Source organism: Vibrio sp. V38_P2S17PM301, from assembly GCF_009904845.1.
GTDB classification, from domain to species: domain Bacteria; phylum Pseudomonadota; class Gammaproteobacteria; order Enterobacterales; family Vibrionaceae; genus Vibrio; species Vibrio proteolyticus.
Genome location: NZ_WXWO01000036.1, coordinates 1 through 12,537, shown reverse-complemented (window position 1 = coordinate 12,537; position 12,537 = coordinate 1). Strand labels below are relative to the sequence as shown.

Genomic DNA, 12,537 nt, shown 5'->3' with positions numbered 1-12,537 from the left:
TGTGACGTTGTCCGATATTTATTGTTTGTGGCGTGGATATTATCAAAGGCTTTGAATAACAACCATATTGCATAATGAGCGCCATTCCGTGCAAAGTGAATGCCGATTGGTTGTTTTGGCGGTTGATTAGCTGGAATGGGTTGTTATTGGGTAGTATTTTCGTTTCACTTTGTATTGTTTGGGGGGCTTGGTGAGAAAATGCTTAAAATCATGAAAATGTTAGATAGATTATGTGTGGAGCTATGAACGGATCCTAAGTGTTTCCATTAACTCATAATTAAGCAGTTTAAAAACAAGCTCCGGCTTTCCCGCTAACCAAGTCAGCACGCTGGCCGGTTCTATCAGAAGTGGCATACGGTGATGATAAGCGCTGCATTGTTTGTTGGGTTTGGTAGTAAGCGTAACGAGTTTCGTTCCATCCTCTACCGCAATGCCCGCCATATAGATAACGTCTTTCTTTCCCAAACTGAACAGACGCTTTCTCTTCTCCCCGTGTTCATCAGACCATTCATACCAGCCCGAGCAGGGAACGATAACCCGATGGTTTTCAAAGGCTGCTGCAAAAGTCGGTTTAACGGAAACGGTCTCCGCCTGAGCATTAATGATGATGCGTTTCGCCCATTCCGGTTTGATGCCCCACGGTAAATCGAGCTGCATTAACTGGCCGTTTTTCATGCCAACGGTGGACACGGGCTGAGTGGGCCTTAAATCTGTGTTGGTCTCTGCGCGAAAGTGGATGCCAAGTTTCTCGCAAACTATACGACTTAGCGGATCATCAATTACATTCAGCCTGCCACACATTTCCCAACCTCATCTCATTGATTCAATAAAGAGTGTAGATAACTTTCCGGGACGGGTAGTCTGAATGCGGTATTGATACCTTCGCTGCAACAAGTGGGATGCCGGGCTCGGGGGGAGCCCGGTTTATCTCTGTCGTACCTCAATAGCTCCAGCTCATATTGCCCACATCCAGATTCAGATCCGTACCTTTCTCACTTTGCACTTTGTCCACCGTCACCGGTTTGTCGGATTTGATGCGCAGTTCCACTTCGGATTTGCTTTGGATGGTCTGGTTGGTCAGCGGTTGATAAGACGCGTACTTTGACGACGGCAGACGACCCGACGGATAAGTGTCGTCTCTGCGTTCTGCGTTCGTCCGTTCTGTCCTGTTGGTGGTGTCATCGGTAGTGATACCCAACCTGGCGTTTTTGTCTTTTATCCCGTCAATCTTGTCGGCCAGGTTGTCGATGTCTTTGCCGGCTTCCTCGGTACTGACTTTCCAGCCATCCGGGATGAGTGCATCCGGCAATGTGTTGATGAGCGCTTTAAATTTCTCCCACAGCCATCCAATCCCATCCCCAATCCACTGAATAACATTGTCCAGTCCGATGAACCGGTCAACCAGATAGGTGATGGCCACAATCGCTGCCGCAACGGCCGTGACGATCATCCCAAACGGGTTGGCCATGATCACTGCGTTCAAACCAATCAGCGCGATTTTGACGATGGCGATGGCCGCGACAATGCCTTTGAAGTTCTGAGACACCCAAATCAGTCCTTTGCCTAAAAACTCCAGCCCCCGGTATAAGCTGTCCACCGTTTGGATGAGCTTTTCAATGAAATCTGTTCGCCAATGTTCATTTTTAAACTTCTCGGTAAACCGGGTAAAGGCACCGGTGGCCTTTTCCATGATCGGAGCCAGTGCGGCGAACTTCATCGAACGGACACTTTCCTGAATGCGCTGCATGGCATCGTTGTACGCTTCCGCCTTCGCGGCGTCTTCTGCCGTTACGCCACCACCTAAGGCATTGAACTCTTCGCGGGCGGCAGTCAGTCCTTCGGTCCCTTCACGGAGCATGATGAGCATTTCACGCCCACTGTCCCCGAACGCGGCATCCGCAAACGCCATTTGCTCCTGGGTGGTTTTGAGTTTGGCAAACGAGACCAGGAGTATCTGATAGGCCTGCTGCGTATCCTGCGCGCCTTTCAGCTCTCGGAATATCGGGCTTTTGCTCTTTTTGAGGTAACCACCCAGCGCGCCGCCTCCGGTCTTTTGTAGTACGCCCAGCCGGCGGGTGAAACGCGTCATCGAGGCCGACAACGCATCGGAACTGACACCAGCGTGCTCGGCCTGAGACTGCATGGCCTGCAGCTCGCTGATGGGCAGCGTCAGGTTACCCGCTTTCTTGGCCAGTTTGTCCATCTCGGCCGCCGTGCTGTTGACCTCACTCACCAGGCCTGCCAGGCTGAGGCCACCCAGCAGCGCCGCGCCTTTTCCGGCCGCTGCCGACGTCAGCCGTGGTAGTGTTATTGCGCCATTGAGTTTTTGAACCGGCTTCATGGCCGATTTCAGGATGCCGTATTTTTTACTGAGCCGGACAATTTCCGCGCCGTGTTTTTTGTAGCTTTTCTCAAGGCGCCGGCTCTCACCGTCCAGATCATGCACTTTCACGCCCGTTTTCTTCAGCTCAGTGCCGAGTTTAACCAGATGTTGTTTATGATTTTCCTGCGCTCGGGTGAGGGTGTGAAACCGTGCTTGCTGTTTGGCAATCTTCTCGGTCAGCACAGCGCTGGGCTTGCCTGCCTCCGCCGCTTTTGCTTTCAGCGCCTGCAGCTTCTCACTGGCGGCATTCACCGCCACACTGTTTTGCTGCATCGCCTTTCGGGTGTGTTTGAACGAGGCGATCATCCCCAGCGCCGCCGAGTCATCTGCCTGCGCTTTTTGTACCTTTTTAATGGCCCTGGCGTAGTGGTCTGATTCACTGGCCATGCCCTTCAGCGGCGCTTTGGTTTTGTCTTTTACACTCATGACCACGGAAAGATTCATTTTCATGGCCGTGCTCCTTATCAAAATAAAAAAGAGAGCCTATTCGCTCTCTTCGTGTTCGTGTCGTTGCCGCGCGAGTTCCCGGAACAGCAATAGGTCGTCGTAGCTGAGCTGATCCAACTCGCCAGGTGACCAATGGAAGACCACCGCAATATCGGCGTAGTAATCTTCCACCCGCTCTATCAGTGTTCCGTATCCACGAAAAAAGACGCGATGGTGGTCAGCAGCGGTGCCCAGTTTTCCGGTGCCAGGTTCGCGAGATCACGCTCATTCAGGCACGATACCCGCGGCAGAATTTTCATGCCGGCATCAAAGTTCATTTCACACACATCAATCAGGCTCAATCCTCTGAGGTGACCGGAGTGCGGCTTGGTGATGTCGATGGTCGCCAAAGTCTGGCCGTCTTTCTCAATAGGCTTTGGCAAGGTGGCCGTTTGCACTTCACTTTGGTTTTTAATGGGAGAGGTCATAACCCAGGGTTTCCTTCAGTTCTTTGAGTTTGTTTTTGCGTCCGCCTTTGTCCGGATCCAGAGTCATCACCTGTTCGAACAGGCGGTGCGCCTTCTCCGGCTCGCCGTCGTCGTAATACCAGTCTCCAACCAGACGGAACATTTTGACTTTCAGCGGTGCGTTGGTGGCGAGCGCTCCGGACAGCAAGTCGTTCACCGCATTCAGCAGATAGCCACGTTGAAACGGTTGTTTCTGTGTGTGGGCATCGTGCGCGTACTTGAATACGTAACCACAAAATGCGGTCTGGCCGTTCATCTTCCAGTGAGTCGGTGACTCCAGGCCACCATCGATGGCAGCCCGGAACGCATCGTGAATGGCTTCAAATTGCCCCAGGTCGACATGCCATATGAAATACCACCACAGCACATCCAGGTTGCCGTACTCACCCTGATGGGTGTTGAGTAAACGCAAGGCCAGCGGGCGATATTTGTCGATGAGTGTGGCTTTGAACGGATCCTTTTCTTTGGAGCCCGCCAGAGTGCGCAGGTAAGCCAGGTCTTGTTTCAGGGTGGCCTGGACGTCTTCCCAGGGTTTGTCCGCCATTCCCCGGCGCACGGTGTCTTGCGCTGCCGGGCTCGCCTGAGCAATGGCGGGTTGAGTAACCCCGGCTTGTGCCCGGCGTTTCATGAGTATGGATAGCATGCCGTTACTCCTTACTGAGGGATCAATTCATCACCGTTAAACAGCACTTCCAGTTGGCCGTCTTTGACGGCCAGAGAAAGCGGCTCCACGGCCCAGGCACCAATCAGGGAGTACGTGCGCCCGGTGTTGGTTTCCAGGGTGATGTCCTCATCAACAAAGTTCTTGATGGCGTCTTCATCGGTGTCCTGAGCGTGCACGATGGTGCACTTAATCGAGGGCGCGGAATCAAACTGCTCGGTGTACCCCAGTACGCCGTCATCGCCCATGACCGGCTCACGCTTGAGGTTACCAAAACCGATTTCCGCCCCTTCTTTGATGACCAGTCGTCCCAGTGAGCCGGCGTGAATGACCGCACGGCTGGTGATTTTTGTCGCCATAATTTACTTCCTGAATTGAATTTTACCGGCCGTGATAATGAGGCCGTTTACAAACTGCGGTGAGTCCTGGTAGTTGATTCGTTGCTTGTTGTTGTCGTCCAGCTCAACAATCAGCGTCTTCTTGTAGCCATCAAAGTCCTGCACGATCCCCTGATATTCCAGTTGACGGTACAACTTGAGGAAGTCGGTTGTGATCATGCTCGGCGTGACGATGGGTTGCCCTTTAGCAAACTTGGTCCCGTCTTTCGCCAGCTTATGACGGCCGTACTTACTCAGGATCAGCGAACGCTGCTTCTGACGAAAATACATGGCCGTGGCCGGTGTCATAATGTCGAGGTAACTGTTGTCCGCGATCCCAGCCGCGTTTTCGGTGTACGCCGTGACGGGGCGCTCGACCAGCACTTCTTTTGCCGCGTTGATGGTGTACGTACTCATGCCTTCATAAAGCAGCAGGTTGCGTTCGGCCCAGGTCCATTCACTGTCAGCCAGGGTATACACACCATTCAGCCGGAGCGTTTGCAGTGGACGACACGGATCAATCGCCAGAGAGGGCGCAATTTGCCCGCCCCATGCGCCAATCGCCGCCGCATCAGGCAACGGTTTGTCGGCCGAGTCCCCGAACGCATTGATCGGGAGAAAGTTAATCAGCGCGCAGTTGCTCACCGGTGCAAAGGTGATCTGCTCGGCGTGCGTGCCTTGATGTGGAATGTAGGCCAGCCCCGGGATCTGATTCAGGGCGTTGTAACGCTCATCCAGAAACGTCCCCAATTCCCGGATGCTGGTCTGGTCGTTCAGGGCACACAGAATGTGGTGGTACTGCGTATCACCCAGCGCGGCCAGTGCGTTCGCGATGTCGTTGTTGGCCACACTGATGGCGTAGACGGGCATGGTGTCATCCTGCTTACGAAAGTAGGTCACCATATCCACGATGTCCGATTGTCCGAACTGCTCCGCCGCTTTGGTGGCATCCATACACAGTTTGACGGTGTTGGGTGCCACCGGCGCGTCCGCGACGGCATGGCCAATCACTAAGACCACTTGTTGATCTTCCGCGCTGTTGGCCAGACTGTTATCAATCTCAATGTACACGCCCGGCACGCGAATGTTAGCCGGGACTTCATTAAAACCGATGCCCATTACTGTGTGTCCTTTTGGGTTGTGGCTTTGGCGGCCATTTCAGTCACGCTGCCGTCTTGTAAACGTCGCAGCCAGTAGGCGTTGCGGGGTTTGTTCTCTCCGGCCGCTTTCAAAGGGGCCAGGGTCTGGGGATCTTTTACCGTCAGCCCTTTTTTCGGTTTGATATTGAATGTCTGCATTACGCGATGTCCTCCCGTGCAAAATGCGCTGCGGCCATGGCCATCAGCTCTTTCTCCAGTGCCGGCGTCCAGCCCAGAAACGTCCGCCTTGGCATGGTGTAGTTGCGTTTCGTGACGCGCCCCCCGGTCCATCGACCAATGCGGCTGTCATAAAAGCCGTTGACGTGCGTGGTGAACGACACGCTTTCACCGTCGTTGTGGGTGCGACCAATAAGGCCCGCCACGCCTTTTAAGCCCACTTCAAAACTCGTTTCGTCCGCGTACGTGCGCAGTGATTTGGACAACCCCATCAACATGTTCTTGTTGTTGACGGTGTGGCGCCCCTGAGCCAATGAGGTTTTGCTTCGCGCTCGCCTGGTCTGGTACGGGTTGTTGTCGATGTCACGCTGAGCGCGGATTTGTTGCCTGAAAAATTGCCGGGCCCGGTTGGCCATACGCCGGTTCAGATCCAGTTTTTCACTGGCCGTCATGACCAGATGTTCAATGACCCGGGTCAGCTGCTCTGGCGTGTTCAGTGTCAGCGTTGACATGGCAAATCCTCCAGATGGCCGACGGCGTACACCAGAACATCCAAATCGTCTTCATCGACGGTGGCCGAAAACTCACTGACGCAGTCGTAACGGGTGTCGCCTTGCATCCAGTCTCCGCGCTCGCACGCTTGCAACGTGAAGGCTTCCTGCAGGTCGAGTTTGATTTTGATGTCAAACTTGCCGTCCCCTAAATGCTCCAGCGCAAAGCTGGGCATCGCGAGCCCTTTTTCCTGGCGATGCGGATCGTATCGATTCAGCCAGTTCACCAGATGCAGCATCAGGACGTGCGGCGCAACGGTCGCGTTCTGGATGAAGACGATGGCGGTGTACTCCACTTCAAACCCGTCCACAAATTGGCTCTGGCCACAGAACAGGGCACCGTCTTCTGCCCAGACAGAAAGCTGACTGGCATCGATGATGTGGGCTTTAAATAATTCGGTCAGACTCTGCAGGGATTTCATCACACCATCTCAAAACAGTAGGTTTCTTCGCCGTGAAGGAGCAGGTCCACCGCCTGGCGGTACTGCACATCACACTGTTGTTTTTTCTCGCTCAGCGCCTCTTGCCTGGCGGCGGCGTCGGCCGTGGCATCACCACTGATTTGAATGCCAATCAGCGCACTGGCGGTCAGGGCAAACACCGCTTGTTTGTACAACGTGTCCCCCGATGCTGTATCGCCGAAGTGAGACTGTGACAGCGCGCTCAGGTGTTCAAAAGGCGCGATGACCTTCGCCAGCTCGCGATGCACCTTGATGCGTGACACGCTGGCTTGCTGCAAAATGCCCGGCTCTGTCTGATTACTCAGGAAATGAAACAGAGACTGGAACTCTGACAGCTTGAGCGACGGATACACAGCGGTGGCGGGCAGCTCAGCCGTGAACACTTCGTTTTTATTCCCGACAAATTCCATCATTCACCTTCCGGTTGAGAGAATGCGGGCAGACAGACAAGGCACTCTGTTTCTGCTATCGCTTCTCAGAGTGATTGTCAGAGCCCGCATTGAGGGGGTGTTAATTGTGGGTTATACCCAGGCGCCGTCGATCCACAGTTTCACGTTGGCAAATTCAATCGCCGCGGCTTTTTCGACCTGCTCAATGACGTAAGCCATGTTCATCGATTCAAAATTCTCGACCTGATCTTTAGCGTCGTTCTTCTTACCAACCGAGCGGCGAATCGAATCTTCCTGGATGTACATCGACAGGTTGTCGTAACTGGTGACCATAATGCCGGTCGCCGGGAAGCCCGGGACGGTGACGGCGGGCAGACCGCCGTAAGTACCGATCACCTGGCGCTCTTCCACTTTGCTTTTCTCACTGGGCGTATTGCCGTGCGTGTCATAGAACTTGGCTTTTTCGTAACCCAGCAGATCCGTACCAATGACCGCGACCAGGTTGGCGTCGTTCTCACAGGCCGGGTGCAGCAGGTTTTTCACATTCAACACGGCCGAATCGAGGTTGATGAAGTCGCCGCCTTCACCAATGCGAATTTCTCCCGGTGTTTTACCTTCTGTAATAAGACGCTCAGCATTGTGCTCACGCATCGCCTGAAACCAGCCTTTGTTGACGTCTTCCCCGTTAGGGTTGGCTTTTGAGTCGGTATTCGCTTCGGCTTTCTTGCCATACCAGCCAATGGTGATTTTGTTGGCATCAATCTGCTCACGGGTGTGCGATGAAATGATGGTGGCAAAGTTCTTCATGTGCGCCCAGGCATCGAGCTTGGCGTAACGGATGGCCGTATCAAAGTTCGTCTGAACGCAGTGATACGGCATGGCTTTCATGCCACTGTAATCTTTGGGTTTACGTTCCCCATCGCCCGAGGTATCCGTGCGGCTGGCAATCATCCCGGTGACTCCCAGACCAATGGCCTGACCGGTCTGGTTCTTCACCGGCACAATGTTGATGCGTTTTAAAAACCAGTTGCTCTCGCGGATCGCCGCGATGATGCGCTGGGTGCTATTCGGACTGACGTTGAACATTTCTGTCGCGTTGTCGACGCCGTTTTGTTTCGCGACTGCCTGAACGTACGCGCTGAGTTTCTTTTTCGTATTCTCTTGCATGGAAAACCTTTCAATATGCTCTGTCTGAAGTGGGAAAGCGTTTACAGGTACACGTCTGCTTCCGTGTCTTCGCCGGCCAGTTTGCGGCCGCTGTCATCGGTCAGTTGGCTCAGCGACTGCGTCAAATCCGTCAGCTGAGAAGAGAGTTGCTCAACCTGACCTTTCAGCTCAGTGAGCTGGGCATTGTCTTCAGAGGTGTCCGGGGCGTCGTCGTTGGCCGTTTTATCCTGGCTTGAGAGACGTTCAACCAGTTTGCTCAGGTTGCTGTTTAATGCTTGATTTTGCTCAATGCTCTGCTTGAGCAATGCTTCGGTTTCTTTACTCATTTCGTCTTCATCTTCTTGCTGTGAGAACGGCTCGACGCGCGTTTCGCCCTTGAGCCATAGTTTGAATTTTTTAAACATTGAGGCGTCGTCACCCTCGCTCTGATGACTGAACTGCTCACTGCTGACCGGAAAGTGAGACGCGACATGAACGACGCCGTCCTTCTGACGGGAAAGATGGATCTGAGTGGTCCCCAGCGAGGCGGGTTTATCGGTCAGTGCCAACCCGGTCAGATACGCCTTGTCGGTATCGGAAAACTTCTCAATGAACTCACAAGAGGTGTGCAGTAACTGTCCCTGTTCAATCATGCGCAGCAGGTAAGAGTTCGGTTTAATCACAGCGAACAGCTTGTCTTCGCGTTTTTCCACCGACACCACCGAGCCGAACTTATAGCTCCAGTCGTAATGCTCTTCGTTGATGCGGGCGGTGTAGACGTTGGGATCGTAACTCTCGGCGATTTCATCAATGATTTTCTGCTCAATGACGCGTCCGTCGACCGTGGTGCCTGCCTGCAAAATACAAATGGGCTCTGATTGGAACATGCACTTTCTCTCCTGAATTCGATGATTCCAATCTAACCAATGCCCCTGTCTTTTTGTATTCAAGCCGCTTCTAAAAACCGGATATAGAAACGGCGTGAGCTGAGTATTCACGGGTGCTGTAGCACTATGCCTGCATGGATAAGAATGTACTGAATACCGCCAATCTGCCGTTGTATACCGCCGAGCAAACACAAGCGCTTGGCTGGTACCTGCGCCAGTACAAACCGGCTGAAATCGCAGACAAAATATCGGTGGCCACGCGCACGGTGCAGCAGTGGATCGTAAAGTTTGGCTGGAAAGCCATGCGGGACGATGCGCCCGTCGAGCTGATGCTGCGCCAGCGCATCGCGTATCTGATGTGGGTCGATCACAAGCTGGAATCCCAGGAGCGCGAGCTTGACATGCTGCTGAGCCAACATTTCAAACGCCAGGAAGCCCGGAACAAACGCGAACGCCCGTCAGTGTCAGGTGAAGGCGGGCAAAAACGTGGACGCAAGCCTAATAAGGTGAAAAACGACGTCTCTCACATCACCAAAGAGATGCTGGATGCGTATCGCGAAAAGACCTTCTTTGGCTATCAGAAAGAGATCCACGCGCACAAACACAACCACGACATCAACGAAATACGTTTCTATCTCAAATCGCGTCAGATTGGCCTGACGTTTTATTTTGCGTATGAAGCGTTTGAGGACGCGGTATTGACCGGTGACAACCAGGTCTTTATCTCCGCGTCGAAAAAGCAGTCGTACATCTTTAAAAACTACATTCGTAAGTTTGCACTCGAGATTGGGGACGTTGACCTCAAAGGGAGAGACGACATTGAGCTCAGCAACGGGGCGAATCTGGGTTTTATGTCCACCAATGTGGCAACGTCGCAAGGTTTTAATGGCCACATGTACTGGGATGAGGTGTTCTGGATCCCGCGCTTTGCTGAGCTGGATGATTACGCCGGCGGCATGTCCATTCAGGCGCACTACCGCACCACTTACATTTCGACCCCGTCAACGATGGCCCACGAAGCGTACCCCAAATGGCAAGGCAAGAAAGAGCACAACATCGACATCAGCCATAAAGCGCTTAAAGGTGGCTCACTGGGGCCGGACTTTATCTTCCGTCAGATGATCACCGTCGATGATGCGATGGCCAAAGGCGCCACGTTCTTCAACATGGACAAACTCAAGCGTAAGTACCCGGTGAAGGAAATCTTCGACAACCTCTTACGTTGTCAGTTTTTGGACGACAGTGCGTCGTTCTTCTCCCTGAAAGCGTTGCTGGCTTGCAAAGCCGATACCTCTCTCTGGAAAGACGTCGATCACAACAAACCGCGTCCGGTGGGTGATGCAGAAGTGCTGGTTGGTTACGACCCGAGAGGCGGCGGTCAGGGCAACGGCTCAGACGATGCCGGGCTTGTCGTGGCGCTGAAACCCAAACAAAAAGGCGGTGTATTCCGGTTTATCGAACGCCTCAGGCTTAAAGGCTCCAGCTATGAAGAGCAGGCCGAAACCATCCGGGGCATCACCGAAAAATACAATGTGGTGTACCTGGCGATGGATACCGGCGGCGTGGGATCAGCGGTCGCCGAGTTAGTCCGCAAATTCTTCCCGGCGCTCACCGAGCTGGATTACTCGCCGGAGATGAAGCGCATGATGGCGTATAAATCGCGCGAAATTATTCATCATGGCCGGCTTCAGTTTGATGCCGAGTGGGATGACCTGGTGCACTCCTTCCTGATGATCCGCCAACACACCACGCAGGTGAGCAACCAGGTCACCTTTATTTCTAACCGCAGTAAGATTGGTTCACACGCCGACCTTGCCTGGGCTGCCATGCACGTCATGCGCTGGGAGCCGATTGATATTCATAGTGAAAACGACACCACCGTGACGATTTTCTGATGCCTGAACCCATGGAGAGGCCCAGTGATTGAGATAGAATTTTCCAACCCGGTCAGCGTAATGAACAGCGACATTCTCAGCTACCTGGAAGTGGCGCTGATGGACGGCCTGTATGAGCCGCCGATAGCGCTTGATACCCTGGCGAAAGCCCTGCGGGTGAATCCGATGCACTCCAGTGCGATTGAGTTTAAACGCAATACTCTGGCGTTTGCGGTGATGGTCAGCCCGTTACTGCCACGCCGCGATCTGAAGCGTTTCATTCAGGACTTCCTGACCTTCGGTAACGGGTATCTGCAGGTGATACGCGGATACGGTGGCCTGGGCAAGCCTGTTGCCCTCAAACATGTACCGGCCTTGTACATGCGTCGCCGTGAAGATTTGGGCTGGACCTACAAGCCAAGAGCCTATGATGACCAGGGACGCATCGACTTTAAACCAGGCCAAATCTTCCATTGGTCGGAATACGACGTTGCTCAGGAGATTTACGGATTGCCTGGCCATGTCAGTGGCCTGACGTCTATTTGGCTCAATGACGATGCGACGCTGTTTCGTCGTCAGTATTACCGCAACGGCCAGCACGCCGGATACCTGCTCTATATGAACGAGCCGACCATGACGAAAACTCAGGAAGAGGAAATCAAAGCCAGGTTGCAGGCTAAAGAAGGGATGGCGTTCAAAAACATGTTCGTGAATGCCAAAGGTAAGGACACCAAAGCGCCGGAGCTGAAACCGATTGGTCAGGTGGAAGCGAAAGACTCATTTAAAGAAGTGAAGAACCAGACTATGAACGACGTTCTGGCCATGCACCGGGTACCAATCGAGCTGATGAGTATCCGGCGCGAAAGTATCACCTCAAGCAACGATCTGAATAAAGTTGACTGGCTGTTCCATAAGAACGAACTCTTGCCGCTTATTGATGCAATGCAAGAGCTCAATGAGTTTGTAGGAATGACAGTTATTCAAATGAATCAGTATCGATGCATTTCTATGGAATAGGTTTACTCATACTTATTCGTGATTGTTTTTGATGTCTTATTGATATTGCGAATTGGTTGATATCTATACAGATTTTAAATTTCAATTAATTAAATTAACAGTATGTTCCCATATAATCGAGAGGTACTTAACATTTGCAGAACATAAATGAAACATGTGTTGATCTCTATTATATCAAACTGTTAAAAAAAAAGGGCCAAAAGTGATTTGGCTTACATGTATTAAACTTCAAAAGGAAATTATTGTGAAAAAGAATGAACAAAAGAAAGTAGAAAAAAATACTCGTAAAGTAGCTAAAGCAGCTCACTGCCTACCTTAGTATTTGGTGTAAAATTAAAGAACTAGATCCTAGATCTAGTTCTTTAATAAGATCTCGGGATAATTATGAAAAGTGATTCTGAAGTGATGGAAACTATTCATAGTATAGATTTTACTTGGATAGAAAAAAAATTAACAAAATCTGATCCTAATATATCTAAGGTATGGTCTTTAGAAGGGGTTAGGGATGCGATTAATCAATAT

General features: G+C 52.2%; 15 protein-coding genes. 2 read left to right on the top strand and 13 right to left on the bottom strand.

Annotation, left to right across the window (positions count from 1 at the left end; translation table 11 throughout):
- Positions 1 to 240: 240 nt before the first annotated feature.
- The 13 genes from CAG64_RS08235 to CAG64_RS08175 form a co-directional block, all read right to left on the bottom strand.
- Entirely contained in the window at positions 241 to 801 is a 561-nt protein-coding gene (locus CAG64_RS08235; protein ID WP_161488719.1) for an SOS response-associated peptidase, read from the bottom strand.
- Between the two features lie 139 nt (positions 802 to 940).
- Positions 941 to 2,833: a hypothetical protein gene (locus CAG64_RS08230; protein WP_161488718.1), complete on the bottom strand. Its 1,893-nt coding sequence runs from the start codon at positions 2,831 to 2,833 to the stop codon at positions 941 to 943.
- A 33-nt stretch (positions 2,834 to 2,866) separates the two neighbouring features.
- Positions 2,867 to 2,974, bottom strand: a complete 108-nt coding sequence (locus tag CAG64_RS08225) for a GpE family phage tail protein (RefSeq protein WP_337247443.1) — start codon at positions 2,972 to 2,974, stop codon at positions 2,867 to 2,869.
- Positions 2,975 to 3,009: 35 nt separating this feature from the next.
- Positions 3,010 to 3,297, bottom strand: a complete 288-nt coding sequence (locus CAG64_RS08220) for a phage tail assembly protein (RefSeq protein WP_161488716.1) — start codon at positions 3,295 to 3,297, stop codon at positions 3,010 to 3,012.
- Positions 3,281 to 3,979 (bottom strand): phage terminase small subunit, encoded by a 699-nt coding sequence (gene gpM / locus CAG64_RS08215; protein ID WP_161488715.1) that lies wholly within the window; start codon positions 3,977 to 3,979, stop codon positions 3,281 to 3,283. Before gpM ends, CAG64_RS08220 begins: the two co-directional genes overlap by 17 nt.
- 11 nt (positions 3,980 to 3,990) lie before the next feature.
- On the bottom strand, positions 3,991 to 4,356 hold the full coding sequence (locus CAG64_RS08210) for a phage tail tube protein (protein ID WP_161488714.1): 366 nt from the start codon (positions 4,354 to 4,356) through the stop codon (positions 3,991 to 3,993).
- Between the two features lie 3 nt (positions 4,357 to 4,359).
- A complete protein-coding gene (locus CAG64_RS08205; protein WP_161488713.1) occupies positions 4,360 to 5,493 on the bottom strand; it encodes a phage tail sheath subtilisin-like domain-containing protein in 1,134 nt (377 codons plus the stop codon).
- Positions 5,493 to 5,672, bottom strand: a complete 180-nt coding sequence (locus CAG64_RS08200) for a DUF2635 domain-containing protein (protein ID WP_161488712.1) — start codon at positions 5,670 to 5,672, stop codon at positions 5,493 to 5,495. The genes CAG64_RS08205 and CAG64_RS08200 overlap by 1 nt, the downstream gene beginning before the upstream one ends.
- Positions 5,672 to 6,202, bottom strand: coding sequence for a phage virion morphogenesis protein (locus CAG64_RS08195; protein ID WP_161488711.1), 531 nt, complete (start codon positions 6,200 to 6,202; stop codon positions 5,672 to 5,674). Before CAG64_RS08195 ends, CAG64_RS08200 begins: the two co-directional genes overlap by 1 nt.
- Entirely contained in the window at positions 6,190 to 6,663 is a 474-nt protein-coding gene (locus CAG64_RS08190; RefSeq protein WP_161488727.1) for a phage tail protein, read from the bottom strand. Before CAG64_RS08190 ends, CAG64_RS08195 begins: the two co-directional genes overlap by 13 nt.
- On the bottom strand, positions 6,663 to 7,112 hold the full coding sequence (locus CAG64_RS08185) for a head completion/stabilization protein (RefSeq protein WP_161488726.1): 450 nt from the start codon (positions 7,110 to 7,112) through the stop codon (positions 6,663 to 6,665). Before CAG64_RS08185 ends, CAG64_RS08190 begins: the two co-directional genes overlap by 1 nt.
- Positions 7,113 to 7,223: 111 nt before the next feature.
- Positions 7,224 to 8,258, bottom strand: a complete 1,035-nt coding sequence (locus CAG64_RS08180; RefSeq protein WP_161488710.1) for a phage major capsid protein, P2 family — start codon at positions 8,256 to 8,258, stop codon at positions 7,224 to 7,226.
- A 41-nt stretch (positions 8,259 to 8,299) separates the two neighbouring features.
- On the bottom strand, positions 8,300 to 9,124 hold the full coding sequence (locus tag CAG64_RS08175) for a GPO family capsid scaffolding protein (protein WP_161488709.1): 825 nt from the start codon (positions 9,122 to 9,124) through the stop codon (positions 8,300 to 8,302).
- A gap of 134 nt (positions 9,125 to 9,258) precedes the next feature.
- On the opposite strand from CAG64_RS08175, the gene CAG64_RS08170 reads away from it, so the two are divergent.
- A complete protein-coding gene (locus CAG64_RS08170) occupies positions 9,259 to 11,019 on the top strand; it encodes a terminase large subunit domain-containing protein (protein ID WP_161488708.1) in 1,761 nt (586 codons plus the stop codon).
- Positions 11,020 to 11,043: 24 nt separating this feature from the next.
- Positions 11,044 to 12,015, top strand: a complete 972-nt coding sequence (locus tag CAG64_RS08165; RefSeq protein WP_161488707.1) for a phage portal protein — start codon at positions 11,044 to 11,046, stop codon at positions 12,013 to 12,015.
- Positions 12,016 to 12,537 lie beyond the last annotated feature (522 nt).

Coding starts and splice junctions, on each gene's coding strand:
- CAG64_RS08235 (WP_161488719.1), bottom strand. CDS start 801: ATGTGTGGCAGGCTGAATGTAATTGATGATCCGCTAAGTCGTATAGTT.
- CAG64_RS08230 (WP_161488718.1), bottom strand. CDS start 2,833: ATGAAAATGAATCTTTCCGTGGTCATGAGTGTAAAAGACAAAACCAAA.
- CAG64_RS08220 (WP_161488716.1), bottom strand. CDS start 3,297: ATGACCTCTCCCATTAAAAACCAAAGTGAAGTGCAAACGGCCACCTTG.
- gpM (WP_161488715.1), bottom strand. CDS start 3,979: ATGCTATCCATACTCATGAAACGCCGGGCACAAGCCGGGGTTACTCAA.
- CAG64_RS08210 (WP_161488714.1), bottom strand. CDS start 4,356: ATGGCGACAAAAATCACCAGCCGTGCGGTCATTCACGCCGGCTCACTG.
- CAG64_RS08205 (WP_161488713.1), bottom strand. CDS start 5,493: ATGGGCATCGGTTTTAATGAAGTCCCGGCTAACATTCGCGTGCCGGGC.
- CAG64_RS08200 (WP_161488712.1), bottom strand. CDS start 5,672: ATGCAGACATTCAATATCAAACCGAAAAAAGGGCTGACGGTAAAAGAT.
- CAG64_RS08195 (WP_161488711.1), bottom strand. CDS start 6,202: ATGTCAACGCTGACACTGAACACGCCAGAGCAGCTGACCCGGGTCATT.
- CAG64_RS08190 (WP_161488727.1), bottom strand. CDS start 6,663: ATGAAATCCCTGCAGAGTCTGACCGAATTATTTAAAGCCCACATCATC.
- CAG64_RS08185 (WP_161488726.1), bottom strand. CDS start 7,112: ATGGAATTTGTCGGGAATAAAAACGAAGTGTTCACGGCTGAGCTGCCC.
- CAG64_RS08180 (WP_161488710.1), bottom strand. CDS start 8,258: ATGCAAGAGAATACGAAAAAGAAACTCAGCGCGTACGTTCAGGCAGTC.
- CAG64_RS08175 (WP_161488709.1), bottom strand. CDS start 9,124: ATGTTCCAATCAGAGCCCATTTGTATTTTGCAGGCAGGCACCACGGTC.
- CAG64_RS08170 (WP_161488708.1), top strand. CDS start 9,259: ATGGATAAGAATGTACTGAATACCGCCAATCTGCCGTTGTATACCGCC.